The sequence below is a fragment of the Pseudomonas sp. LBUM1652 genome, assembly GCF_059716105.1.
The window spans coordinates 3,880,147-3,903,867 of record NZ_CP166804.1; the positions used below are offsets into that span (position 1 = coordinate 3,880,147).

Annotated in this window: 20 protein-coding genes; 11 read left to right on the plus strand and 9 right to left on the minus strand. The window is 59.0% G+C overall.

The window, feature by feature from the left end; translation table 11 throughout:
* Positions 1–45: 45 nt before the first annotated feature.
* From cysG to ACA069_RS17550, 6 genes are all read right to left on the minus strand, one after another.
* Entirely contained in the window at positions 46–1,440 is a 1,395-nt protein-coding gene (gene cysG, locus ACA069_RS17525) for a siroheme synthase CysG (RefSeq protein ID WP_497614611.1), read from the minus strand.
* Positions 1,441–2,721 (minus strand): serine--tRNA ligase, encoded by a 1,281-nt coding sequence (serS, locus tag ACA069_RS17530; RefSeq protein ID WP_187678460.1) that lies wholly within the window; start codon positions 2,719–2,721, stop codon positions 1,441–1,443.
* A gap of 15 nt (positions 2,722–2,736) precedes the next feature.
* Complete coding sequence (crcB, locus tag ACA069_RS17535) at positions 2,737–3,111, minus strand: fluoride efflux transporter CrcB (RefSeq protein WP_187678461.1); 375 nt, start codon at positions 3,109–3,111, stop codon at positions 2,737–2,739.
* Positions 3,111–4,433: a replication-associated recombination protein A gene (locus tag ACA069_RS17540; RefSeq protein WP_110719382.1), complete on the minus strand. Its 1,323-nt coding sequence runs from the start codon at positions 4,431–4,433 to the stop codon at positions 3,111–3,113. Before ACA069_RS17540 ends, crcB begins: the two co-directional genes overlap by 1 nt.
* Before the next feature lie 108 nt (positions 4,434–4,541).
* The gene (lolA, locus tag ACA069_RS17545) at positions 4,542–5,162 is read right to left on the minus strand and encodes an outer membrane lipoprotein periplasmic chaperone LolA (RefSeq protein ID WP_008087013.1); all 621 of its coding nucleotides are present in this window, start codon (positions 5,160–5,162) and stop codon (positions 4,542–4,544) included.
* A 66-nt stretch (positions 5,163–5,228) separates the two neighbouring features.
* A complete protein-coding gene (locus ACA069_RS17550; RefSeq protein WP_187678463.1) occupies positions 5,229–7,637 on the minus strand; it encodes a DNA translocase FtsK in 2,409 nt (802 codons plus the stop codon).
* 503 nt (positions 7,638–8,140) lie between these two features.
* Here ACA069_RS17550 and aat point away from each other — a divergent pair.
* The 3 genes from aat to infA all read left to right on the plus strand — a co-directional run bounded on the left by aat (position 8,141) and on the right by infA (position 9,917).
* On the plus strand, positions 8,141–8,821 hold the full coding sequence (gene aat / locus ACA069_RS17555) for a leucyl/phenylalanyl-tRNA--protein transferase (protein ID WP_187678464.1): 681 nt from the start codon (positions 8,141–8,143) through the stop codon (positions 8,819–8,821).
* Positions 8,822–8,878: 57 nt separating this feature from the next.
* A complete protein-coding gene (locus tag ACA069_RS17560; RefSeq protein ID WP_497614615.1) occupies positions 8,879–9,586 on the plus strand; it encodes an arginyltransferase in 708 nt (235 codons plus the stop codon).
* A gap of 112 nt (positions 9,587–9,698) precedes the next feature.
* The gene (infA, locus tag ACA069_RS17565) at positions 9,699–9,917 is read left to right on the plus strand and encodes a translation initiation factor IF-1 (RefSeq protein WP_002553999.1); all 219 of its coding nucleotides are present in this window, start codon (positions 9,699–9,701) and stop codon (positions 9,915–9,917) included.
* Between the two features lie 916 nt (positions 9,918–10,833).
* On the opposite strand, the gene clpA is transcribed toward infA, so the two are convergent.
* Entirely contained in the window at positions 10,834–13,104 is a 2,271-nt protein-coding gene (clpA, locus tag ACA069_RS17570) for an ATP-dependent Clp protease ATP-binding subunit ClpA (RefSeq protein WP_187678466.1), read from the minus strand.
* Positions 13,105–13,134: 30 nt separating this feature from the next.
* Positions 13,135–13,518: an ATP-dependent Clp protease adapter ClpS gene (clpS, locus tag ACA069_RS17575; protein WP_016987405.1), complete on the minus strand. Its 384-nt coding sequence runs from the start codon at positions 13,516–13,518 to the stop codon at positions 13,135–13,137.
* 224 nt (positions 13,519–13,742) lie between these two features.
* Between clpS and ACA069_RS17580 the strand changes: the two genes are divergently transcribed.
* Entirely contained in the window at positions 13,743–14,024 is a 282-nt protein-coding gene (locus tag ACA069_RS17580) for a cold shock domain-containing protein (protein WP_497614619.1), read from the plus strand.
* Between the two features lie 78 nt (positions 14,025–14,102).
* Here ACA069_RS17580 and icd read toward each other — a convergent pair whose 3' ends face one another.
* Positions 14,103–15,359: an NADP-dependent isocitrate dehydrogenase gene (gene icd, locus ACA069_RS17585; protein ID WP_187678468.1), complete on the minus strand. Its 1,257-nt coding sequence runs from the start codon at positions 15,357–15,359 to the stop codon at positions 14,103–14,105.
* A 481-nt stretch (positions 15,360–15,840) separates the two neighbouring features.
* On the opposite strand from icd, the gene ACA069_RS17590 reads away from it, so the two are divergent.
* The 7 genes from ACA069_RS17590 (at position 15,841) to ACA069_RS17620 (ending at position 23,701) form a co-directional block, all read left to right on the plus strand.
* Positions 15,841–18,066, plus strand: coding sequence for an NADP-dependent isocitrate dehydrogenase (locus ACA069_RS17590; protein ID WP_497614621.1), 2,226 nt, complete (start codon positions 15,841–15,843; stop codon positions 18,064–18,066).
* 197 nt (positions 18,067–18,263) lie between these two features.
* The gene (locus tag ACA069_RS17595) at positions 18,264–18,710 is read left to right on the plus strand and encodes an NUDIX hydrolase (protein WP_489880255.1); all 447 of its coding nucleotides are present in this window, start codon (positions 18,264–18,266) and stop codon (positions 18,708–18,710) included.
* A gap of 59 nt (positions 18,711–18,769) precedes the next feature.
* Complete coding sequence (gene mnmA / locus ACA069_RS17600) at positions 18,770–19,894, plus strand: tRNA 2-thiouridine(34) synthase MnmA (RefSeq protein ID WP_123529201.1); 1,125 nt, start codon at positions 18,770–18,772, stop codon at positions 19,892–19,894.
* Positions 19,891–20,514, plus strand: coding sequence for a high frequency lysogenization protein HflD (hflD, locus tag ACA069_RS17605; protein WP_187678472.1), 624 nt, complete (start codon positions 19,891–19,893; stop codon positions 20,512–20,514). Before mnmA ends, hflD begins: the two co-directional genes overlap by 4 nt.
* A 127-nt stretch (positions 20,515–20,641) precedes the next feature.
* The gene (gene purB / locus ACA069_RS17610; RefSeq protein ID WP_497614624.1) at positions 20,642–22,012 is read left to right on the plus strand and encodes an adenylosuccinate lyase; all 1,371 of its coding nucleotides are present in this window, start codon (positions 20,642–20,644) and stop codon (positions 22,010–22,012) included.
* A gap of 86 nt (positions 22,013–22,098) precedes the next feature.
* On the plus strand, positions 22,099–23,268 hold the full coding sequence (locus ACA069_RS17615) for a ribosomal protein uL16 3-hydroxylase (RefSeq protein WP_187678474.1): 1,170 nt from the start codon (positions 22,099–22,101) through the stop codon (positions 23,266–23,268).
* A complete protein-coding gene (locus ACA069_RS17620) occupies positions 23,261–23,701 on the plus strand; it encodes a GNAT family N-acetyltransferase (protein WP_401272194.1) in 441 nt (146 codons plus the stop codon). The genes ACA069_RS17615 and ACA069_RS17620 overlap by 8 nt, the downstream gene beginning before the upstream one ends.
* Positions 23,702–23,721 lie beyond the last annotated feature (20 nt).

A 23,721-nucleotide genomic window follows, 5' to 3' on the forward strand; every position in this document is an offset into this window, starting at 1 on the left:
TCGTCCGAAGGCTCGGGCCGCGATCGGACGATCTTTTGATTTAGCTCAGACCTGCGCCTGAGCCCCTTCAAACCACGCCAGTTTCTCGCGCAGTTTCACCACTTCGCCGACGATCACCAGCGTCGGGGCATGCACTTCATGCTCCGCCACCATTCGCGGCAAATCGGCCAGCGTGCCAGTGAAGACCCGCTGATTGACCGTGGTGCCCTGCTGAATCAGTGCCGCCGGGGTATCCGCCGAACGGCCATGCTTGATCAACTGCTCACAGATCACCGGCAAACCCACCAGTCCCATGTAGAACACCAGCGTCTGCGCCGGAGCGACAAGGTCGGCCCATGGCAGATCGGTGGAACCGTCCTTCAAGTGCCCGGTGACAAAGCGCACTGACTGCGCGTAATCACGGTGGGTCAGCGGAATCCCGGCATACGCCGCACAACCGCTGGCTGCCGTAATACCCGGCACCACCTGGAATGGAATTCCGTGGGCTGCCAGCTCTTCGATCTCTTCGCCGCCCCGGCCGAAGATGAACGGATCACCGCCCTTCAACCGCACCACACGCTTGCCGGCCTTGGCCAGATCGACCAGTTGCTGGTTGATCTGATCCTGAGGCACCGCGTGATCGGCGCGACGCTTGCCGACGTAAACCCGCTCGGCGTCGCGACGGCACAGGTCAAGAATAGCCGGCGCGACCAAACGGTCGTACAGCACCACATCGGCCTGTTGCATCAGACGCAGCGCACGGAAGGTCAGCAGATCCGGGTCACCCGGCCCTGCTCCCACCAGATACACCTCACCCGTGGTGATGTCGGCTTCGCCATCAATCTTCGCTTGCAACAGACGCTCAGCCTCGGCGCCCTGCCCGGCCAGTTGTCGATCGGCAATCGGCCCTTGAAAGACGTCTTCCCAAAACCCGCGACGCTGCTGCACATCCGGAAACAGGCTTTTCACCTGATTACGGAAACGCGCGGCCAGCCCAGCCAGTTGGCCATAGGTGGAAGGAATCCAGGTTTCAATCTTGGCGCGAATCAAGCGCGCCAGCACCGGCGCATCGCCGCCGCTGGAGATTGCGACGATCAGAGGCGAGCGATCGACGATCGCCGGGAAGATCACGCTGCACAGGGCAGGTGCGTCGACCACGTTGACCGGCACGCAACGCCGATGGGCATCGGTGGACACTTGTGCGTTAAGCGTTTCGTCATCGGTGGCGGCAATGATCAGCCCGCAACCATCCATATCCGCCTCAACGTAACCACGCAACAGGCACTCGCCGCCACTCGCGACAACCAATTCACGCAGTTGCGTTTCGATTTCAGGTGCGACCACCCGCAGCAGCGCACCGGCTTCGGCCAGCAGGCGGGATTTGCGCAAGGCAATTTCCCCCCCACCGACGACCAACACACGACTGCCGCGCAGGTTGTGAAACAGCGGCAGATATTTCATTTAGCCGATGACCTCAAGGCCACCCATGTACGGCTTCAGCACGTCCGGCACACGGATCGAACCGTCCGCCTGCTGGTAGTTTTCCAGCACCGCAACCAGAGTACGACCGACCGCCAGGCCGGAACCGTTCAAGGTGTGTACCAACTCAGGCTTGCCGGTTTCCGGGTTGCGGAAACGCGCCTGCATGCGGCGGGCCTGGAAGTCGCCACAGTTGGAGCACGACGAGATTTCGCGGTATTTGTCCTGGCTCGGAATCCACACTTCGAGGTCGTAAGTCTTGACCGCACTGAAGCCCATGTCGCCGGTGCACAGTGCCAGGGTGCGGTAAGGCAGGCCAAGCAGTTGCAGAACTTTCTCGGCGTTGGCGGTCAGACCTTCCAGCGCTTCCATCGAGGTCGATGGCTCAACGATCTGGACCATTTCAACCTTGTCGAACTGGTGCTGGCGGATCATGCCGCGAGTATCGCGACCCGACGCGCCGGCTTCACTGCGGAAGCACGGGGTGTGCGCAACGAACTTGATCGGCAGCAGTTTCGAATCGACGATTTCGCCAGCGACGATGTTGGTCAGCGACACTTCAGCGGTCGGGATCAGGTACAGATCGGCTTCGCCTTCGCGAGCGATCTTGAACAGGTCTTCTTCGAACTTCGGCAGTTGACCGGTGCCTTGCAGTGCTGGCGCCTGAACCAGATAAGGCGTGTAAGCCTCTTCGTAACCGTGCTCGTTGACGTGCAGGTTGATCATGAACTGCGCCAGGGCGCGGTGCAGACGGGCGATCGGGCCACGCAGCAGGGCAAAACGTGCGCCGGACAGCTTGGCGGCGGTTTCAAAATCCAGCCAGCCGAACTTCTCGCCCAGTGCAACGTGATCCTGTACCGGGAAATCGAAAGCAGTCGGCGTGCCCCAGCGGCGTACTTCGACGTTGTCATCTTCGTCCTTGCCGACCGGAACGGATTCGTGCGGCAGGTTCGGGATGCCGAGCAGGATCGAGTCCAGTTCGGTCTGGATCGCGTCCAGCTCGACTTTGCCGGCGCTCAATTCGCCCGCCATGCGCTCGACGTCCGCCATCAGCGGCGCGATGTCTTCGCCGCGCTGCTTGGCCTGACCGATGGATTTGGAACGCGCGTTACGCTCAGCCTGCAGTGCTTCGGTGCGGGTCTGGACGGTCTTGCGCTGTTCTTCCAGCGCTTCGATGCGCGCGGTATCCAGGGCAAAGCCACGGGAAGCCAGGCGGTCCGCTACGTCCTGAAGGTTGCTACGTAACAGTTTGGAATCGAGCATGTCGGTTTCTCGTTATCAAAGTTTGGTCAAGGACAGGCCGGCCCACGTCGCGAGCAGCCCGCCGAATACGCTGAGTGCCGCATAGCCCAGGGCCAGCAACACTTGCCCGCTTTCCAGCAGACGCACCGTATCCAGTGAAAAGGATGAAAAAGTTGTCAGCCCCCCGAGGAAGCCGACCATCAACCCGGCACGCACCTCGATCGGTACTTCCGGGCGTATCAAAAACAGGCCGTACAACACGCCAATCAGCAGACAGCCCACGATATTAACGGCCAGCGTCGCCGTATAGAAGTGCCGAGGCCAATTGGCGTTGACCCAATTGCCGGTGGCGAAGCGCAACAAGGTGCCGGCGATCCCGCCGACGGAGACCGCAACGATCAATGGAATCACTATTTTCTCCGCTGCCGAGGGCTTAAACGGTCAAGTTGGGCGAGGTGGTTGAGTTTCTCGCCGATCTTCAATTCCAGGCCGCGCGGCACTGGTTGATAGAACGGAATCGGCTCGAGCTCTTCCGGGAAATAGTCTTCGCCGGCAGCATAAGCATCCGGCTCATCGTGGGCATAACGGTATTCGTCGCCGTAACCCAGTTGTTTCATCAGTTTGGTCGGCGCGTTGCGAAGGTGCAGCGGGACTTCTAGCGAGCCATTTTCTGCGGCGGCGCGCAATGCAGTCTTGAACCCCATGTACACCGCGTTGCTTTTTGGCGCGCAGGCCAGATACGTGATGGCCTGCGCCACGGCCAACTCGCCTTCCGGGCTGCCGAGGCGCTCCTGCACTTCCCACGCTGCCAGACACAGGCTCAGCGCACGCGGGTCGGCGTTGCCGATGTCTTCGCTGGCCATGCGCACTACGCGCCGGGCCAGGTACAGCGGATCGCAACCACCATCGATCATCCGCGCGAACCAGTACAGCGCGCCGTCAGGATTGGAGCCGCGCACCGATTTGTGCAAAGCGGAAATCTGGTCATAGAACGCTTCGCCGCCCTTGTCGAAACGCCGACGCGTGTCGCCGAGTAGACTTTGCAGAAGCTCGGTACCGATCTCGCTATCGTCTTCGGCCAGGTCCGAGGCGTTCTCCAGCAGATTGAGCAGGCGCCGACCATCGCCATCGGCGGCGGACAGCAGCATCTGAAAGCCTTCGTCGTTCAACGTCAGGTTGCGCTTGCCCAAGCCGCGCTCTTCGGTCAGCGCGCGATGCACCAGTTTGCGTAGCGCCGCTTCGTCGAGGCTTTTCAGCACATAGACACGGGCTCGCGACAGCAAAGCGTTGTTCAGTTCGAACGAAGGGTTTTCGGTGGTCGCGCCGATGAAGATCAGCGTGCCGTCTTCAACGTAGGGCAGGAACGCGTCCTGCTGGGATTTGTTGAAACGGTGCACTTCATCGACGAACAAAATGGTGCGCTTGCCGTACTGGCCGGCCTGCTGCTTGGCGATTTCAACGGCCTGACGGATCTCCTTGACCCCGGCGAGGACCGCCGAGACCGTTTCGAAGTGTGCATCCGAGACTTCTGCCAGCAACCGCGCCAACGTGGTCTTGCCCACGCCCGGCGGCCCCCAGAAGATCATCGAATGCAGGGCACCCTGCTCCAGCGCCTCACGCAGAGGCTTGCCGCGAGCCAGCACATGCTCCTGACCGACGTACTCATCCAGATTGGTCGCACGCAAACGCGCGGCCAGCGGCTGGGCTATCGGTGCACTGCGAAACAGATCCATCACGTACCGTTGAAACCTCGGTTATTACGATTTTTCAGACATGTAGGAAAACCTGTGGTGAGGGGATTTATCCCCTCACCACAAAAGCCCCATCACAGAGCCTATGCGTTATTCCTGGATAACGTCAGCGCCCTTCGGGATATCGAACTTGAACTTCGACGCTGGAACCGGCTCGTTGGCCTTCACCCCGGTGAACAGGATGTTGGTGCGCTGACCGACGCTGTCGATCAGTTGCATGTCATTGAGCAGACCGTTGCGGAACGACAGGCGCAGGTTGTCGAACAGGGTGTCCTTGGTTTTCGGCTTGAGGGTGAAATCGATCACGCCGCCCGCCTCTTTCGCGCTGATGTCGAAGCTCTGGCTGATCTTCGACACATCACCGGACAGCAGCAGCGCCGGGGTCTGGGTCAGACGCTCGTCGAGCTTCTTGATGGTTGCCTGTTCCAGATCCGGGTCCCACAGGGTGACTTTCTTGCCATCGGAAACCATGGTCTGCTCGGCCGGCGCATTGGTGTGCCAGTAGAACAGGCCCGGACGCTGCAAGGTCATGTCGCCAGTGGTTTCCTGCAACTGAGTACCGCTGCCGTCGAGGGTCAGCTGCGAGAAGTTCGCGCTCAGGGTCTTGGATGTTTCAAGCAATTGGGTCAGACGAGCCACGTCCTTGTCATCGGCGTGGGCCGTGAGTGTGGTCAAAGCCAGTACTGGCAGCAGCATGCGGATAAGACGCATGGGAGTCCTCTTGAATACTCGTGGGAAAGCGGCGGCACATCATTGTCCCGCCTGTTGCTTTTGGGGTCAGTCGCGTACCGGGCCGGGAGCCAGGACTTCACGCGAGCCGTTGGTGTTCATTGATGTGACGACGCCAGCCATTTCCATGGCTTCGATCATCCGTGCGGCACGGTTGTAGCCGATCTTCAGCTTGCGCTGCACCGCGGAGATCGAAGCCCTACGGCTTTCCAGTACAAACTGCACGGCTTCGTCATACAGCGCATCGGCTTCAGGATCATCGCCGTCGCCGCCACCGCTGCTGCCTTCAAAGCCGCTGCCTGCCTCTTCGACACCGTTAAGAATGTCATCGTTGTATTCCGGTGCGCCGCGCAGTTTCCAAGCCTCGACTACACGGTGAACTTCTTCGTCGGAAACGAACGCGCCGTGAACCCGGATCGGCAGGCTGGTGCCCGGTGGCATGTAGAGCATGTCACCGTGGCCGAGCAATTGTTCGGCGCCACCCTGGTCGATAATGGTCCGCGAGTCGATCTTGCTCGACACCTGGAACGCCATTCGGGTCGGAATGTTGGCCTTGATCAGACCGGTGATCACGTCCACCGACGGCCGCTGGGTCGCAAGGATCAAGTGAATACCCGCCGCCCGCGCTTTCTGTGCGATACGGGCGATCAGTTCTTCAACCTTCTTGCCGACGATCATCATCATGTCGGCGAATTCGTCGACGACCACGACGATGGTCGGCAGCTTCTGCAACAGCGGCGCTTCGTCGTGAATGCTTTCGCGTTTGTACAGCGGATCGCTCAATGGCTCGCCGGCGTCCTGGGCTTCCTTGACCTTGGCGTTGAAGCCGGACAGGTTACGCACGCCCATCTTCGCCATCAGCTTGTAGCGACGCTCCATCTCGGCAACGCTCCAGCGCAGGGCGTTGGCGGCGTCCTTCATGTCGGTCACCACCGGGCACAGCAAGTGCGGAATGCCTTCGTAGATCGACAGCTCCAACATTTTCGGGTCGATCATGATCAGCTTGGCGTCTTCCGGGCCGGACTTGAACAGGATCGACAGGATCATCGCGTTCACGCCCACCGACTTACCGGAACCGGTCGTACCCGCCACCAGCAAGTGCGGCATCTTCGCCAGATCGGTAATAACCGGTTTGCCGCCGATGTCGTGGCCCAAAGCCAAAGTGACCGGCGACTTGAAGTTGTCGTACTCGGGGGTCGACAGCACTTCGGAGAAACGCACGATCTGCCGGTCTTCGTTCGGGATCTCGATACCGACCGTGGTCTTGCCCGGAATCACCTCGACCACACGCACACTGGTCACGGCCAGGGAGCGCGCGAGGTCCTTCGCGAGGTTGGAAATGCGGCTGACTTTTACGCCGGCGGCAGGCTGGATTTCGTAACGGGTAATCACCGGGCCCGGGTGAATCGAATCCACCGTGACCTCGACACCGAACTCCTTGAGCTTGATCTCCAGCAAGTGGCCGACCGCAGCCAGAGACTCCGGCGAGTAATTGAGTTGTTTCTTTTCCGCAGGATCGAGGATCGAGATCGGTGGCAAGGTACCTTCCACAGCGCTGTCGACGAACAGCGGTGCCTGCTTCTCTTTCTGTACGCGCTTGCTCGGCTCCGGCGCCTTGACGGGAGCCGGTGCAATAACCGGCGGCACCTGCTTCTCGCGGTCGGACATGTGCTTGCTCAGGGCTTGCTCACGTTCGATCAGGCGTTCCTTGACCTTGGCTTGCTCGCGCTTGTCGGTGACGGTCGGTGCAACCACATCGTGTACGCGGTCATCGACTTCACGCAGTTGCGCCACCAGTTGCTTGCGTTCGGTACGCGCTGACCACCAGCGGTTGAGCGCGCCCTGGAACAGTTCGAACAGATCAAGGGTGATCTTGCCGGTGATGTCCATCACCTTGAACCACGACAGATCGGTGAATACGGTCAGGCCGAACAGGAACAGCGCAATGAACAGCAATGTGCTGCCCTGAATATTCAGCGCGTTTTTGGCCAGATCGCCAAGACTTTCGCCCAACGCACCACCCGCGCCGGCCGGCAGACCGGTGGCGGCGTGAAAATGAATATGCGCCAGCGCAGCGCCAGACAGCACCAAAAACACCAGACCGATCAGGCGCCAGGAAAACAGCCAGCCGCTCCACTGCCACGGTTCGTGGCGTTGGCGGAAGATCTGGTACGCCTTGATCGCCAGCAGCAACGGGAAGATATAGGCGAAATAGCCGAGCACCATGAACAAAATGTCGGCGCTGTAGGAGCCCGCCGGGCCGCCGAAATTCTGCACGTCATCGATCTTGCTGTTGTGGCTCCAGCCCGGGTCGTCCTTGCCGTAGGTCAGCAAGGCCATCATCAGGAACAGGCACAAGGCGCCGATGGCGATCAATGCACCTTCCTTGAGTCGGTAGTGCAACTGCTGCCGCCAGAGCGGAACGACTGTTTTTGGTGCTTCGGTGGATTTCTTCAAAACGCTACTTTTCCTGCGCCCGAGGCGCGTCCATCTATTGAATGACGATAAAAAACTGCCCAATCCAGGCAGGTAAAAAAGTTGAAGGGCACAACAGAGACTACTTTTAACACTGTGCTGCCGATTTTATAAATACAGCTATAAACACGGCGCGCAGCGAATATTCTGTAACAGCCCGGCATTGTACGGGTTTGTGCGTCTGATGCCATGCTTCAAAGCCCAGTGTTGAGCATAGCCAAGCGTACAAAACCTGTGAGGCAATTTGAGCATGCATTACCTTTTGTGACAAAGGCTTATGAGGTGTATTTGATGAACGTAGCGAAGCATTGCCAGGCCGGTTGCAAGCCAGCCCGCAGCGCTCGCTTACGACCGCAACAAGCTCACCAAGTTGCAGCCCTGCCTGCGTCAAGCAGGATCGGCACGACATTCGTGTCATTTAACGGCACACTTTAGCGCGGGCCGAACAGCCCGCACCGCCCTCCCCTTCCGCAAGCCTGGATGCCATGCTGACTTGGTTACAACGCAACTCCCTGACTTTTCCGCCGCTGGAAAAGGCCATGCGCGACCCCAATGGATTGCTCGCCGCCGGCGGCGACTTGTCCGCCGATCGCCTGATTCAGGCTTATCGCCATGGCTGCTTCCCCTGGTTTTCCGAAGGCCAGCCGATTCTGTGGTGGTCGCCTGACCCACGCACCGTACTGTTTCCCGACGAACTGCATGTTTCGCGCAGCCTGGGCAAATTGCTGCGCCAGCAACGCTACCAAGTAACCTTCGATCAGGACTTCGACGCAGTGATCCGCGCCTGCGCGGCGCCACGGGATTACGCCGACGGCACCTGGATCACTGAAGCCATGCAGGATGCTTACGTAGAGTTGCACCGGCGCGGCTTCGCCCATTCTGTGGAAGTCTGGGATGAGGGCGAACTCGTCGGCGGCCTGTACGGGCTGGCGATGGGGCAGTTGTTTTTCGGTGAGTCGATGTTCAGCCGGGCCGACAATGCCTCCAAATACGGCTTTGCCACGCTGGTGCGACACCTGCAAGACTCGGGCTTCGTGCTGATTGATTGCCAGATGCCGACCGATCATCTGCACAGTCTCGGCGCCCGGGCGATTCCCCGCCTCGAGTTCGCCGACTATCTGGCCCGACACCTGGATCAACCCAGTCGTGCCACTTGGGTTTGCTGAGCGACTTTTGCGCGCGTGGCTTACACTTAATTCACCAGCTTATCCCGAGGGTTGATCATGACCGAGTTGGCGCGTTTGAAGTTCTATGCCACTCAACCTCACTCTTGCAGTTATCTGCCCGAGGAGCAGGCCACGACCCTGTTTCTCGACCCGAGCCAGCCCATGGATGTGCATGTCTACGCAGACCTGTCGGAAATGGGCTTTCGTCGCAGCGGCGACCATCTGTATCGGCCTCATTGCCAGAACTGCAATGCGTGCGTGCCTGCGCGCATTCCGGTGTCGCAGTTCATTCCCAATCGCCAGCAGAAGCGCATTTTCAGGCGCAACACCGATTTGCAGGTGCGCCCGGCGAACCCCCAGTTCAGTGAAGAATATTTCGATCTGTACCAACGCTATATCGAACAGCGCCACGCCGACGGCGACATGTACCCGCCGAGCCGTGATCAATTTTCGACCTTTCTGGTACGCGACCTGCCCTTCTCCCGTTTCTACGAGTTCCGTCTCGACGGACGGTTGCTGGCCGTAGCGGTGACCGATTTACTGCCTAACGGCTTGTCGGCGGTCTACACGTTTTACGAACCGGCCGAAGAACGCCGCAGCCTGGGACGCTTTGCCATTCTTTGGCAAATTGCCGAGAGCCAGCGCCTCGGGCTTGAGGCGGTTTACCTGGGTTACTGGATCAAGAACTGCAAAAAGATGAACTACAAGACGCAATATCGCCCCATCGAACTGCTGATTAATCAGCGCTGGGTGATCCTGAACTAAACCCAAACCCTAAACCCCTTGGCGTAAACCCCATTTTTCGGGCACAATGCACGCCGCTTTTGCCTGGCGCAGTTGCACCGGGCCATTCATTGGATACCGAGGGCTTTACTGCATGTCGAAAGAAGACAGCTTCGAAATGGAAGGCACTGTCGTCGACACCCTGCCCAACACCATGTTTCGTGTGGAGTTGGAAAATGGGCACGTCGTAACCGCGCATATTTCCGGCAAGATGCGCAAGAACTACATTCGTATTCTTACCGGTGACAAAGTGCGCGTCGAGCTGACGCCCTATGACTTGAGCAAAGGGCGCATTACTTACCGCGCTCGTTAATCAAGTCAATACAAGACGCCCGGCTTTGCCGGGCGTTTTTGTTTGTCTGCGGTTTAAGGTTTTTTGGGGGGGGGTTGAGGGTTGGGAGTTGGGGGCATATCCGTTGCTGCGGTAACGGCTTCTTAGGGTTCCGCCCTTACGGCGGGTCACCTTTTCCAAACGCCGAAAAGGTAACCCAAAAGGCTTTACCCTGACGTACGGCACTTCGCTGAGGCTCAGTGTTCCCTCGCTACGGTGTCCATCCGGGGGCATCGCCTACGGTTTGCTTCGCTGCACCTCCTCTCGATGTGTGCGGCTTCGCCGCACGGCGCTACGCGCCTACCCCCCGGATGAACACCTTCGCTCGGCCTGCCGATGGGCTGAAGATCAAAAGCCAAAGCCAAAGCCAAAGCAGATCAAAAGATCGTCAGATCGCGGCCCGAGCCTTCGGCAGCTCCTACAAGGAGTGAGTACACCTACCAGAGCTTGGTCGGCTATCAGGCCGCCATCGCTGGCAAGCCAGCTCACACAAGAAATTGAGTACACCCCGCACGCGGCGCATGCCGCCCCACTCAACACAATGAGCGTTAGCTCGAGTAAAGCTCTTGATCTGAAGGCCCGTCGGAAGGCTGAGTGGAGGGATTGATCCGGGGGTGGGAGCGCAGCGACCGTTTGGCGCAGCCAAACACATCGAGAGGAGGTGCAGCGAAGCAAACCGGAGGCGATGCGCCCGGATCAATCCCGCAGCGAAGGAACCCGAGCCTAAGCGAGGGCCGTACGTCAGGGCACAGACCTTTGGTTACTTTGGGGCGTTTGCCAAAGTGACCCGCCGTAAGGGCGGAACCCTAAGAAGCCATCACCGCAGCAACGGATATACCCCCAAAAACACCAGACAACAAAAAGGCGCCCGAAGGCGCCTTTTACTTACAACCAGCCGTCAGGCCATTTCAGCAGTAGTCTCGAAGTCGAACGTCAGCTCCCCGTCCTTGATGTCGATGTGAACCACACCGCCATGCTCGGCCAGCTCGCCAAACAAAATCTCCTCCGCCAACGGACGCTTGATCTTGTCCTGAATCAGACGCGCCATCGGACGAGCGCCCATTGCCGCATCATAACCACCCGCCGCCAGCCAGCTACGCGCCGCATCGGTGACTTCCAGGAGTACCCGCTTGTCTTCCAGCTGCGCCTGAAGCTCGGTAAGGAACTTGTCCACCACACTTTTGATGACCTCATGACTGAGGCGACCAAACTGGATAATGGTGTCCAGACGGTTGCGGAATTCCGGCGTAAAGCTCTTCTTGATCACTTCCATCGCATCAGACGAGTGGTCCTGATGGGTGAAACCGATCGAAGCGCGTGCTGCCGTTTCGGCACCGGCGTTGGTAGTCATGATCACGATTACATTGCGGAAGTCCGCCTTGCGACCGTTGTTGTCGGTGAGCGTACCGTGGTCCATCACCTGCAGCAGCAGGTTGAAGACTTCCGGGTGCGCCTTCTCGATTTCATCGAGCAGCAATACGCAGTGCGGCTGCTTGGTGATCGCTTCGGTCAAGAGACCGCCCTGATCGAAGCCGACATACCCCGGAGGCGCACCGATCAGACGCGATACAGTGTGGCGCTCCATGTACTCGGACATGTCGAAGCGAACCAGCTCGATCCCCAACGCCTTGGCCAATTGGCGCGCGGCTTCGGTTTTACCGACACCGGTCGGTCCGGCGAACAGGAACGAACCAACTGGCTTGTCAGGCGACTTGAGGCCGGCACGGGACAGCTTGATCGCGGTAGACAGCGAATCGATCGCCGCGTCCTGACCAAACACCGTCAGTTTCAGGTCACGCTCCAGGTTACGCAGCAGTTCCTTGTCGGAACTGGTCACGTGCTTCGGAGGAATCCGCGCGATCTTCGCCACAATATCTTCAACCTGTGGCACTTCAATGCGCTTCACGCGTTTTTCGACCGGCTGCAGACGCTGATAGGCACCCGCCTCGTCGATCACATCGATGGCCTTGTCCGGCATGTGCCGGTCATTGATGTAGCGCGATGCCAGTTCTGCGGCAGCGCGCAACGACTCATCACTGTATTCGATGTTGTGGTGCGCTTCGAAACGCCCTTTCAGACCGCGCAGGATACCGATGGTGTCTTCCACCGACGGCTCGACGACATCGACCTTCTGGAAGCGACGCGCCAGGGCTCGATCCTTCTCGAAGATGCCACGGAATTCCTGGAACGTGGTCGAGCCGATGCAACGAATGTCGCCAGACGACAGCAGCGGCTTGAGCAGGTTCGAAGCATCCATCACGCCGCCTGACGCAGCACCCGCACCAATGATGGTGTGGATCTCGTCAATGAACAGGATGGCCTGCGGACGTTTTTTCAGCTCATTGAGCAGCGCCTTGAAGCGCTTCTCGAAATCACCACGATATTTGGTGCCTGCGAGCAGAGCACCGAGATCGAGCGAGTAGACAACGCTGTTGGCCAGCAGATCAGGCACCTGGTTGTCGACAATGCGCTTGGCCAGGCCTTCGGCAATCGCGGTTTTACCCACGCCTGCCTCGCCGACCAGCAGCGGATTGTTTTTGCGCCGACGCGCGAGAATCTGCGCGACACGCTCGACTTCCGATTCGCGGCCGACCAGCGGATCAATACGACCCTGGCGCGCGAGTTCGTTGAGGTTGCTGGCATAAGCATCCAGAGGATTGCCTGAAGAAGAAGACTCACCGCCCTCATCGTCCTGCATATCTTGTTCACCTTCAGAGTGATCGCCATGCCCCGGCACTTTGGAAATGCCATGAGCGATGTAGTTGACGACATCAATGCGCGCAACGCTCTGCTGTTTCAGCAGAAACACTGCCTGACTCTCTTGCTCACTGAAGATTGCAACCAGCACATTGGCGCCAGTCACTTCACGCTTGCCCGAGCTCTGTACGTGGAAAACAGCACGTTGCAGTACACGCTGGAAGCCCAGGGTTGGCTGGGTTTCGCGATCTTCGTCATGAACGGGGATCAAAGGCGTGGTGGAGTCGATGAACTCCTGCAGGTCGTGCTTGAGTTTGTCGAGGTTTGCGCCGCAGGCACGCAAAACGGTGGCGGCAGCCTCATTGTCCAATAGGGCCAGCAGCAGGTGTTCGACGGTCATGAATTCATGACGTTTCGAACGAGCCTCCTTGAAGGCTAGATTGAGGGTGACTTCGAGCTCGCGGTTTAACATAGCTTCACCTCATACCCAAGTGGTCGGCGATTAACCGTCCTTCTCGATTTCACAGAGTAGCGGATGCTGGCTTTCCCTGGCGTACTGGTTGACCTGCATGGCCTTTGTCTCGGCGATGTCGCGGGTAAACACTCCACATACTGCCCGCCCTTCTGTGTGGACGGCCAGCATGACCTTGGTCGCCAGCTCGCGATTCAGGTTAAAAAACACCTCGAGCACTTCGACGACGAAATCCATCGGTGTGTAGTCATCGTTGAACAAAACCACCTTGTACATCGGCGGCGCCTGTAACGCAGGCTTTGCTTCCTGAACAGCAACGCCTGCCGAATCGTCGTCGTGCTCCTCTGGAAGATCCTTTTGGAGAAGCGGGCGATCCTGATTGAATGTTAGTCGAATCTGGCTGATTGCATGCATGGAAAGAAAGGTTCGTCAGTTGTGCAAATACAGTGGTGGGGGCGGCAGCACACGTTTTCAACTCCGACTGCCCGGTCACCTTGACTATCGGGAAAACGGTGTTACAACCAATAGAGCCCACAGTGGGTAAAAAAGATCCGCGGAGTCAATCCTTTTAACGGATTAGATTGCGGATGACTTGGATGATACTCCAGCGATGGAGTCTGTTGCAGAGGGATTTGAGCATGGCTGTCGGCAAGGTGAAATGGTTCAACAATGCCAAGGGGTTCGGTTTCATTAATACCGACACCCACGAAGGTCGAGACGAGGACGGCAAAGAGATTGATTTCTTTGCGCATTACTCCGCCATCCAGATGGACGGATATAGAACCCTCAAGGCCGGGCAAACCGTGAGTTTTGATATTGTGCAAGGCCCCATAGGCCTGCATGCGCACAATATTGTACCTACCGAGACCGTGAAAGAAGCCGCTCCGGCCACCGCTCAGCAGCAATCAGTCACCAACTGACGCAACAAAACCGCCCGCCATAAAAAAGCCGCCCGACTCGATCACTCGAGCCGGGCGGCTTCGTTACAACTGTTTTTATTACATGTGCGAAATCAGCGCATCACCGAAGCCAGAAGACGAAACCAGCTTGGCACCGTCCATCAGACGTTCGAAGTCATAGGTCACGGTTTTGGCACTGATGGCGCCGTTGGTGCCCTTGATGATCAGATCCGCCGCTTCGACCCAGCCCATGTGCCGCAGCATCATTTCCGCTGACAAAATCAATGAGCCCGGGTTGACCTGATCCTTGCCGGCATACTTCGGCGCAGTGCCGTGGGTCGCTTCGAACATCGCCACGGTGTCGGACAGGTTGGCGCCCGGCGCAATACCGATACCACCCACTTCTGCCGCCAGGGCGTCGGAGAGGTAGTCGCCGTTGAGGTTGAGGGTCGCGATCACATCGTATTCGGCCGGGCGCAGCAGGATCTGCTGGAGCATGGCGTCGGCGATGGCATCCTTGACGACAACGTTCTTGCCGGTTTTCGGATTCTTGAACTGCATCCAAGGGCCACCGTCGAGCAGGGTCGCGCCGAACTCTTCGGCCGCCACTTCGTAGGCCCATTCCTTGAAGGCACCTTCGGTGAACTTCATGATGTTGCCTTTGTGCACGATGGTCAGCGAGTCGCGATCGTTATCGACCACATATTGCAGAGCCTTGCGCGCCAGACGCTTGGTGCCCTCTAAAGAAACCGGCTTGACGCCGATGCCGCAATTTTCGTCGAAACGGATCTTGGTGACACCCATTTCTTCTTTAAGGAATTTGATGACCTTGGTGGCTTCCGGCGAACCGGCCTTCCACTCGATACCGGCGTAAATGTCCTCGGAGTTTTCGCGGAAGATGGTCATGTCGACGTCGCCAGGCTTTTTCACCGGGCTAGGCACACCTTCGAACCAGCGCACCGGGCGCAGGCAGACGTATAGGTCGAGTTGCTGACGCAGGGCCACGTTCAGCGAGCGAATGCCCCCACCCACCGGAGTGGTCAGAGGGCCTTTGATGGAAACCACGTAATCCTTGACTGCGTCCAGCGTTTCCTGAGGCAGCCAGGTGTCCTGATCGTAAACCTGAGTGGCTTTTTCCCCGGCATAGACTTCCATCCAGGAAATCTTGCGCTTACCGCCGTATGCCTTTTGAACTGCAGCATCGACAACCTTGATCATCACCGGACTGATGTCGACACCAATGCCGTCACCTTCGATGAAGGGGATGATCGGGTTATCAGGAACATTGAGAGAATGGTCTGCATTGACGGAGATTTTGTCGCCGACGGCTGGAACCTGAATCTTCTTGTAACCCATGCTGAACTCCATTGTTTGGATTGAACATCTGGCTTGGTTCGAGCGTAACCCAGTTAAATCAACACGCAAACCCTCTGTTCACGGCGCGAGCACATCTGGTTTCGTACAAGCCTGAAAGCAAAGGGAAAAGCGCCAAACTCAAGCATTCGCGGCGACTCTACGCCTCACCCTGCCCTGCGACCTTTAGACCAATGGACGAGAATCGTTGCATATGAACCATCGGCAGATTGCCAGCTACCTATGTATAATGCCGCCCGCTGACCAAAGGGTCACGACGGCTGGCCTCTCTAGAACGAGACTTTCCGCCTGATTGGTTGAGCTGTTACCGCAGCCCGACCGCTTGACGCTCTACTGATGCACCCAACATCACCGCGAAGAATCTCGACATTCGGTTCATGGATGACTTTGAACGAACGCGCTTACCCGGCGCCCCTCGAGTTTCTGCGCACGCTTTAGCAAAGAAGAGAGAGTTAATCCGAATATGCCCACCCGCTCGAAGATCATCTATACCTTCACCGACGAAGCCCCAGCCCTCGCCACCTATTCCCTGCTGCCGATCATCGAGGCTTACACCGCCTCGGCCGATATCGCCGTGGAAACCCGCGATATCTCTCTTGCAGCGCGCATTCTGGCCAGCTTCCCCGAGCAACTGGGCGAAAAAGCCGTAGCCGACCACCTCGCCGAACTGGGCGACCTGGCCGTTACGCCTGAAGCCAACATCATCAAGCTGCCGAACATCAGCGCTTCGGTGCCACAGCTGCAAGCCGCAATCAAAGAGCTGCAAGCTCAGGGTTACAACCTGCCGGATTACCCGGAAACCGTGACCAGCGACGCCGACAAAGACGCCAAGGCGCGTTACGACAAGGTCAAGGGCAGCGCCGTGAACCCGGTTCTGCGCGAAGGCAACTCCGATCGTCGCGCTCCGCTGTCGGTCAAGAACTACGCACGCAAGCACCCGCACAAAATGGGCGCCTGGGCCAAAGACTCCAAGTCCCACGTCGCGCACATGAGCACCGGCGATTTCTACGGCAGCGAAAAAGCTGCCCTGATCGACGCCGCTGACGCTGTGAAGATCGAACTGATCGCCAAAGACGGCACCGCTACCGTCCTGAAAGAAAAAACCAGCGTTCAGGCTGGCGAGATCCTCGATTGCGCCGTGATGAGCAAAAACGCCCTGCGCGCATTCATCGCTGCTGAAATCGAAAGCGCCAAGGCTCAAGGCGTGCTGCTGTCGGTTCACCTGAAAGCGACCATGATGAAGGTCTCCGACCCGATCATGTTCGGCCAGATCGTTGCCGAGTTCTATAAAGACGCGCTGACCAAGCACGCTGACGTGCTGGCCCAGATCGGCTTCAACCTGAACAACGGCATCGGCGATCTGTACGCTCGCATCAAGGCCCTGCCGGCCGAGCAACAGGCACAGATCGAAGCTGACATGGTAGCGGTCTACGCCGCACGTCCGTCGTTGGCGATGGTCAACTCCGACAAAGGCATCACCAACCTGCACGTGCCGAGCGACGTTATCGTCGACGCCTCGATGCCAGCGATGATCCGTGACTCTGGCAAGATGTGGGGCACCGACGGTCAGTTGCACGACACCAAGGCTGTGATCCCGGATCGTTGCTACGCAACCATCTACCAGGCCGTGATCGAAGATTGCAAAGCCAATGGCGCATTCGATCCGACCACCATGGGCAGCGTGCCAAACGTTGGCCTGATGGCGAAGAAAGCCGAAGAGTACGGTTCGCACGACAAGACCTTCCAGATCAAGGCTGACGGCGTGGTTCGCGTGACCGACAGCAAAGGCACCCTGCTGATGGAACAGGCTGTTGAAGCCGGCGACATCTTCCGCATGTGCCAGACCAAAGACGCGCCGATCCAGGACTGGGTCAAACTGGCCGTCAACCGTGCTCGCGCCAGCAGCACTCCAGCTATTTTCTGGCTGGACCCAATGCGCGCTCACGACGGCGTAGTGATCGAGAAAGTTCAGGCTTACCTGAAGGATCACGACACTGCTGGTCTGGACATCCAGATCATGGCGCCGGTCGACGCAATGAAGTACACCCTGCAGCGCACTCGCGAAGGCAAGGACACCATCTCGGTGACCGGTAACGTACTGCGCGACTACCTGACCGACCTGTTCCCGATCATGGAACTGGGCACCAGCGCCAAGATGCTGTCGATCGTGCCGCTGATGAACGGTGGCGGCCTGTTCGAAACCGGCGCCGGCGGCTCGGCTCCGAAGCACGTGCAGCAACTGGTCGAAGAGAACTTCCTGCGCTGGGATTCGCTGGGTGAATTCCTGGCTCTGGCGGCATCCCTCGAGCATTTGGGTGTGAACTACAACAACCCGAAAGCGCTGGTTCTGTCCAAGACTCTGGATCAGGCTACTGGCCAGTTCCTCGACAACAACAAGTCGCCATCGCGCAAAGTCGGCAACATCGACAACCGCGGCAGCCACTTCTACCTGGCGATGTACTGGGCTCAGGCCCTGGCAGCCCAGACTGAAGACGCTGCACTGCAAGCGCAGTTCGCGACTCTGGCCAAGACTCTGACCGAGAACGAAGCAACCATCGTTGCCGAACTCAACGCCGTTCAGGGCAAGCCAGTGGACATCGGCGGTTACTACCACGCCAATGCCGAACTGATCAGCAAAGCCATGCGCCCAAGCGCAACCCTCAACGCGGCGATTGCTGCGCTGGTTTAAGGTTGTAGCGCTGTAAACAAACCCCGGCCTTGTGCCGGGGTTTGTGTTTTCAGAGATCACACAAATCCCCTGTGGGAGCGAGCCTGCTCGCGAATGCGGTTTATCATTCAGCATCTTCATTGACTGACCCACCGCTTTCGCGAGCAGGCTCGCTCCCACAGAGGATTGGGTTTCAACCAATAGATTGAGGAAGATTTATGGACTGGCTCCCCCACATCACCGTCGCCACCATCGTCGAAGACAACGGCCGCTTCCTGATGGTCGAAGAGCACAAGGCCGGCCGTAACGTGCTCAACCAGCCCGCCGGCCACCTGGACCCGGATGAAACCCTGATCGAAGCCGCCGTGCGCGAAACCCTCGAAGAAACCGGCTGGGACGTCGAACCGACCGGCGTGATCGGCATTTACCTGTATACCGCGCCAAGCAACGGCGTGACCTATCAACGTGTTTGCTTCTCCGCGAAGGCCATAAAACACCATCCGGACTACCCACTCGACGACGGCATCCTCGGCGCCAAGTGGCTGACTCGCGACGAATTAATCGAGCAGCGCGACAACTGGCGCAGTGAGCTGATCATCCGCTGCATCGATGATTACCTGGCCGGCCATCACTTCGGCCTCGAACTGATCCGCCCTTCTCTTTAGCCTTGAGGCCGTGAGCCTGATAGAATCGCGTCCTTTTTCAAGACACTCATTGAATCCCTATGCGTGATCCAGCCCCTTCTGACACATCCAAGAAGCGCGTCATTGTCGGCATGTCCGGCGGCGTGGACTCTTCCGTTTCCGCTCTCCTGCTGATCGAGCAGGGCTATGAAGTGGAAGGCCTGTTCATGAAGAACTGGGAAGAAGACGACGGAACGGAATACTGCACCGCCATGGACGATCTGGCGGATGCCCAGGCCGTGTGCGACAAGATCGGCATCAAGCTGCACACCGCCAACTTTGCCGCCGAGTACTGGGACAACGTGTTCGAGCACTTCCTGGCCGAATACAAGGCCGGGCGCACGCCGAACCCGGACATCCTGTGTAACCGCGAAATCAAGTTCAAGGCGTTCCTCGACTACGCCATGATGCTCGGCGCCGACCTGATCGCCACCGGCCACTACGTGCGCCGCCGCGACATCGATGGCCGCACCGAACTGCTCAAAGGCCTCGATCCGAACAAGGATCAAAGCTACTTCCTGCACGCCGTCGGCGGCGAACAGATCGCCAAGACGCTGTTCCCCGTCGGCGAACTGGAAAAACCGGAAGTGCGCGCAATTGCCGAGAAATACGAGCTGGCCACCGCCAAGAAGAAGGATTCCACCGGGATCTGCTTTATCGGCGAGCGGCGTTTCAGCGACTTCCTCAAGCAATACCTGCCGGCACAACCGGGCGAGATCAAGACCACCGAAGGCGAAGTCATCGGCCGTCACCACGGCTTGATGTATCACACCATCGGTCAGCGTCAGGGCCTGGGCATCGGCGGCTTGAAGGATGCCGGCGACGAGCCGTGGTACGTGCTGCGCAAGGATCTGGACAACAATGAACTGATCGTCGGCCAGGGCAACAACCATCCATGGCTGTTCTCCAGCGCCCTGCTCGCTTCGGAAATATATTGGGTCAACCCGATCGACCTGAGCCAGCCGCTGCGCTTGACCGCCAAGGTGCGCTATCGCCAAAGCGATCAGGCCTGCACCCTGGAAAAAACCGCAACCGGCTACCGCGCCGTGTTCGACGAACCGCAACGCGCGGTCACGCCGGGCCAATCGGTGGTGTTCTATGACGGTGAAATCTGCCTCGGTGGCGGCGTGATCGAAGTCGCCGAGCCGTGGAGCGGTCAGGCATGAGCCCGACTCAGGAGCAACTGACGGCGCTGGGCGGCGTGTTTCTCGCGGCCGTACTGGTTGACCGGATCGCCAAGACTGGCCAGACCAACGAGGCCGGCCTGAGCTGCATGCTCGGCAGCCTGCTGGTGCGCGACCCGAAAGACACGCTGGACGTGTACGGCGGCGACGATATCAACCTGCGTGAAGGTTACCGGGCGCTGATCGGCGCACTTGAACGCGACCCAAGCACTTTGCAGCGCGAGCCACTGCGTTATGCCCTGTCGATGCTCGGTCTTGAGCGCCAACTGGCCAAACGTGGCGACCTGCTCGACACGATCGGCAAGCGCTTGCCGCAGATCCAGTCGCAGGTCGAGCACTTCGGCCCGGCCCACGAAAACGTGGTTGCCGCGTGCGGCGCGCTTTATCAGGACACTCTGAGCACCCTGCGCCAGCGGATTCAGGTGCATGGCGACATGCGCAACCTGCAGCAGCCGAGCAACGCATCGAAAATCCGCGCCTTGCTGCTCGCCGGCATCCGTTCGGCGCGCCTGTGGCGTCAACTCGGCGGCCATCGCTGGCAGTTGGTGGTCAGCCGCCGCAAGCTGCTCAAAGAGCTGTACCCGTTGATGCGCAGCGAGTAAATCGCCGCGCAATAAAAGCTTTGTAGTCTGTAACGCGTAATACGCCGGTCAGTTGGCAACGGACCGGCGGATTTTTTCATGTATGATACGCGCCCCATTTCGTTGCCCGACTGTCCGAGAACACCCCATGCAGCTCTCTTCGCTCACTGCGGTTTCCCCTGTTGACGGCCGCTACGCCGGCAAAACCCAGGCCTTGCGCCCGATTTTCAGCGAGTACGGCCTGATCCGTGCCCGCGTTCTGGTTGAAGTGCGCTGGCTCCAGCGCCTGGCCGCTCACGCCGGTATCCCGGAAGTGCCTGCCTTCTCCGCCGAGGCCAACGCCGTTCTCAATGAACTGGCTGAAAACTTCGCGCTGGAGCACGCCGAGCGCGTCAAAGAGATCGAGCGCACCACCAACCACGACGTCAAAGCGATCGAATACCTGCTCAAAGAGCAGGCGGCCAAACTGCCGGAGCTGGCCAAGGTCAGCGAGTTCATCCACTTTGCCTGCACCAGCGAAGACATCAACAACCTGTCCCACGCCCTGATGCTGCGCGAAGGCCGTGACGACGTGATGCTGCCGCTGATGCGCCAGACTGCCAACGCCATCCGCGAACTGGCCATCCGTTTCGCTGACGTGCCGATGCTGTCGCGTACCCACGGTCAACCGGCTTCGCCGACCACTCTGGGTAAAGAACTGGCGAACGTGGTTTACCGTCTCGAGCGTCAGATCGCTCAAGTCGCTGCTGTACCACTGCTGGGCAAGATCAACGGCGCTGTCGGCAACTACAACGCTCACCTGTCGGCCTACCCGCAGATCGACTGGGAAGCCAACGCCCGCGCCTTCATCGAAGACGAGCTGGGTCTGGGCTTCAACCCGTACACCACGCAGATCGAACCGCACGACTACATCGCCGAGCTGTTTGACGCCATTGCGCGCTTCAACACCATCCTGATCGACTTCGACCGTGACATCTGGGGCTACATCTCCCTGGGTTATTTCAAGCAGCGCACCATCGCTGGCGAAATCGGTTCGTCGACCATGCCGCACAAGGTCAACCCGATCGACTTCGAAAACTCCGAAGGCAACCTGGGCATCGCCAACGCGCTGTTCCAGCACCTGGCGAGCAAACTGCCGATCTCCCGCTGGCAGCGCGACCTGACCGACTCCACCGTACTGCGCAACCTCGGTGTCGGCTTCGCCCACAGCGTGATCGCTTACGAAGCCAGCCTCAAAGGCATCAGCAAACTGGAGCTCAACGAGCAGAAGATTGCCGCTGACCTCGACGCTTGCTGGGAAGTCCTGGCTGAGCCGATCCAGACCGTGATGCGTCGCTACAACATCGAAAACCCGTACGAAAAGCTGAAAGAACTGACCCGCGGCAAGGGCATCAGCCCTGAAGCGTTGCAGACTTTCATCGACGGCCTGGACATGCCAGCCGCAGCGAAAGCCGAGCTCAAGCAACTGACCCCGGCCAACTACATCGGCAACGCTGTAGCGCAAGCCAAACGCATCTGATCGACCGCTTGAACCGTTTGAGACGCCCGGCCGCGCCGGGCGTTTTTATTCCCGTCTGAAAAGTGCTTTTTTTCAATAGGTTACATATGAATTCCGATATTCCTCTTCAACTTCTGGGCGGCATCACGGCGCGCGAATTCCTGCGCGACTACTGGCAGAAAAAGCCACTGCTGATCCGCCAGGCAATTCCTGACTTCGAAAGCCCTATCGACGCCGACGAACTGGCCGGCCTGGCCCTGGAAGAAGAAGTCGAATCGCGCCTGGTCATCGAGCATGGCGAGCGCCCATGGGAACTGCGTCGCGGCCCGTTCGCTGAAGACGAATTCAGCAAGCTGCCGGAAAAAGAGTGGACTCTGCTGGTTCAGGCAGTCGATCAATTCGTACCGGAAGTCAGCGAACTGCTGGAAAACTTCCGCTTCCTGCCGAGCTGGCGCGTCGACGACGTGATGATCAGCTTCGCAGCCCCAGGTGGCAGCGTCGGCCCGCACTTCGACAACTACGACGTGTTCCTGCTGCAAGGTCACGGCAAGCGCAACTGGAAAATCGGCCAGATGTGCGACTCCGAGAGCCCGCTGCTGCAACACGCGGACCTGCGCATCCTCGCCGAATTCCACGAAACCGAAGAGTGGGTTCTGGAACCGGGTGACATGCTTTACCTGCCACCGCGTCTGGCCCACTGCGGCGTCGCCGTGGATAACTGCATGACCTACTCGGTAGGCTTCCGCGCCCCGAGCGCGTCTGAAGTGCTGACCCACTTCACCGACTTCCTCAGCCAGTTCCTGACCGACGAAGAGCGCTACACCGACGCCGACGCGCAGCCAGCGGCCGATCCGCATCAGATTCAGCACGATGCGCTGGATCGCCTGAAAAGCCTGCTCGCCGAACACATGAGCGACGAGCGTCTGCTGCTGACCTGGTTCGGCCAGTACATGACCGAGCCTCGCTACCCGGAACTGGTAGCCGGCCCGGAAGAAGTCGAAGAAGAAGACTTCCTCAGTGCTCTGCAAGATGGCGCCGTGCTGATCCGCAACCCGAGCGCGCGCCTGGCCTGGTCGGAAGTCGATGACGATCTGCTGCTGTTCGCCAGCGGCCAGAGCCGTTATCTGCCGGGCAAACTGCGCGAACTGCTGAAGCTGATCTGCGCCGCCGACGCCTTGCACACCGACAACCTCGGCGAGTGGCTGAACGACGAAGACGGTCGCGGCCTGCTGTGCGAACTGGTCAAGCAAGGCAGCCTGGGGTTCGCTGATGAATAAAATTCGCGTACGTGTCGCAGACTGGCAGAAGGACATCGCCGAGATCCGGCGCATTCGTGAAACGGTGTTCATCGCCGAACAATCGGTGCCACCCGAGCTGGAATGGGACGCCGATGACGCGACCGCTGTGCATTTCCTGGCATTTGAGGGCGACTTTCCGATCGGCACTGCGCGTCTGTTGCCCGATGGGCACATTGGCCGGGTTTCGGTGCTGAAAGACTGGCGCGGCATGAAGGTCGGTGACGCGCTGATGCAAGCGGTCATTGCTGAAGCAGAAGAGCGCGGACTGAAGCAGCAAATGCTCAGCGCTCAGGTGCAAGCCACGGCGTTCTACGAGCGCCTGGGTTTCAGCCTGGTCAGTGAGGAGTTCCTGGAAGCAGGGATTCCGCATGTCGATATGGTTCGCCATTCGGCCCAACCGCTAGCTGAATGAAACCTTGTGGCGAGGGGATT

Bases quoted from the DNA above. Each gene is read 5' to 3' on its own strand.
- cysG (WP_497614611.1), bottom strand. From the start codon at position 1,440: ATGAAATATCTGCCGCTGTTTCACAACCTGCGCGGCAGTCGTGTGTTG.
- serS (WP_187678460.1), bottom strand. From the start codon at position 2,721: ATGCTCGATTCCAAACTGTTACGTAGCAACCTTCAGGACGTAGCGGAC.
- ACA069_RS17540 (WP_110719382.1), bottom strand. From the start codon at position 4,433: ATGGATCTGTTTCGCAGTGCACCGATAGCCCAGCCGCTGGCCGCGCGT.
- lolA (WP_008087013.1), bottom strand. From the start codon at position 5,162: ATGCGTCTTATCCGCATGCTGCTGCCAGTACTGGCTTTGACCACACTC.
- aat (WP_187678464.1), top strand. From the start codon at position 8,141: ATGCTGACTTGGTTACAACGCAACTCCCTGACTTTTCCGCCGCTGGAA.
- ACA069_RS17560 (WP_497614615.1), top strand. From the start codon at position 8,879: ATGACCGAGTTGGCGCGTTTGAAGTTCTATGCCACTCAACCTCACTCT.
- infA (WP_002553999.1), top strand. From the start codon at position 9,699: ATGTCGAAAGAAGACAGCTTCGAAATGGAAGGCACTGTCGTCGACACC.
- clpA (WP_187678466.1), bottom strand. From the start codon at position 13,104: ATGTTAAACCGCGAGCTCGAAGTCACCCTCAATCTAGCCTTCAAGGAG.
- clpS (WP_016987405.1), bottom strand. From the start codon at position 13,518: ATGCATGCAATCAGCCAGATTCGACTAACATTCAATCAGGATCGCCCG.
- ACA069_RS17580 (WP_497614619.1), top strand. From the start codon at position 13,743: ATGGCTGTCGGCAAGGTGAAATGGTTCAACAATGCCAAGGGGTTCGGT.
- icd (WP_187678468.1), bottom strand. From the start codon at position 15,359: ATGGGTTACAAGAAGATTCAGGTTCCAGCCGTCGGCGACAAAATCTCC.
- ACA069_RS17590 (WP_497614621.1), top strand. From the start codon at position 15,841: ATGCCCACCCGCTCGAAGATCATCTATACCTTCACCGACGAAGCCCCA.
- ACA069_RS17595 (WP_489880255.1), top strand. From the start codon at position 18,264: ATGGACTGGCTCCCCCACATCACCGTCGCCACCATCGTCGAAGACAAC.
- mnmA (WP_123529201.1), top strand. From the start codon at position 18,770: ATGCGTGATCCAGCCCCTTCTGACACATCCAAGAAGCGCGTCATTGTC.
- hflD (WP_187678472.1), top strand. From the start codon at position 19,891: ATGAGCCCGACTCAGGAGCAACTGACGGCGCTGGGCGGCGTGTTTCTC.
- purB (WP_497614624.1), top strand. From the start codon at position 20,642: ATGCAGCTCTCTTCGCTCACTGCGGTTTCCCCTGTTGACGGCCGCTAC.
- ACA069_RS17615 (WP_187678474.1), top strand. From the start codon at position 22,099: ATGAATTCCGATATTCCTCTTCAACTTCTGGGCGGCATCACGGCGCGC.
- ACA069_RS17620 (WP_401272194.1), top strand. From the start codon at position 23,261: ATGAATAAAATTCGCGTACGTGTCGCAGACTGGCAGAAGGACATCGCC.